The sequence below is a fragment of the Actinotalea ferrariae CF5-4 genome, from assembly GCF_000603945.1.
Lineage (GTDB): Bacteria > Actinomycetota > Actinomycetes > Actinomycetales > Cellulomonadaceae > Actinotalea > Actinotalea ferrariae.
The window spans coordinates 1-1,022 of sequence record NZ_AXCW01000503.1; the positions used below are offsets into that span (position 1 = coordinate 1).

Annotated in this window: 2 protein-coding genes; both read left to right on the forward strand. The window is 77.1% G+C overall.

All coding sequences use genetic code 11. The features are described 5' to 3' along the window. Positions 1–185 precede the first annotated feature (185 nt). Positions 186–602 (forward strand): CBS domain-containing protein, encoded by a 417-nt coding sequence (locus N866_RS19030; RefSeq protein ID WP_034229842.1) that lies wholly within the window; start codon positions 186–188, stop codon positions 600–602. Positions 603–705: 103 nt separating this feature from the next. Continuing rightward, on the forward strand, positions 706–1,022 hold a 317-nt coding region (gene larC / locus N866_RS19035), incomplete at its 3' end, for a nickel insertion protein (RefSeq protein ID WP_034229844.1).

Consider the following 1,022-nt stretch of genomic DNA (forward strand, 5'->3'; position numbering starts at 1 on the left):
GCGGACCTCAGCCGGCGCCTGGGCGCCCGGTAGGGCGCACGGAGGTACCGGGGCAGCGGCGCGCGGCGGCACGGCGGTCCCGACCCCGGCAGCGACCCGCCGGGATGCGGGCCGGGCCGGGCGTGCCCATGGTGGGGGTGAGCGCGCTCCGCCCGGGAGCGCGACCGCACGGACGGAGGACCGACATGGCCCGGACGATCGCAGACGTCATCACCCCCGACCCCGTCACGATCGAGGCGACCGGCACGGTGCGCGAGGCGGCCGAGCTCATGCGCTCGGGCGACATCGGCGACGTCGTCGTCGTGGAGGGCGGCTCGCTGCTCGGCATCGTGACCGACCGCGACCTCGTGGTGCGGGTCCTCGCGGTCGGCGGCAGCGGGGACGACCCGGTGCGCCAGGCCTGCAGCAGCGACCTGGTCACGGTCAGCCCGGACGCGTCCCTGGAGGAGGCGGCCGAGCTCATGCGTCAGCACGACGTGCGCCGCCTGCCGGTGACCTCGGGCGAGGAGCTCGTCGGCATCGTGTCGATCGGTGACCTCGCCATCGAGAAGGACCCGCGCTCGACCCTCGGCGACATCTCCGCCGCCGCGCCCAACAGCTGACCCGCCCCGCACGGCCCTCCCCCACGACGGCGCCCGCCACCGGTGCCGTCGTGGGGGCGTCCTTCCCTGGCACGATGAGGCCCTGACCAGGGAGGACCGCGCGATGAGCACGTTGTGGATCGACGGCAGCACCGGGGTGACGGCGGAGCTCCTCCTCGGCGCCCTCAGCGACGCGGGCGTGCCCACGGCCGTCCTCCAGGACGCCGTGGACGCGGCCCTGCCCGGCGTCGCCCTCCTGGTGACCCGCGCGGCCCGGGGTGCCGACGGTCCGGCGACCGCGACGGCGGTCGAGACCCTCACAGCGGCGACCGCACCGCTGGGCCGAGCGGAGCTGGAGGCGGCCGTCGACGGCGCGGGCCTCGACGACGGTGCGCGTCGGCGCGCGATCGCGGCGCTCCAGCGCCTCACCGACGTGGCGGG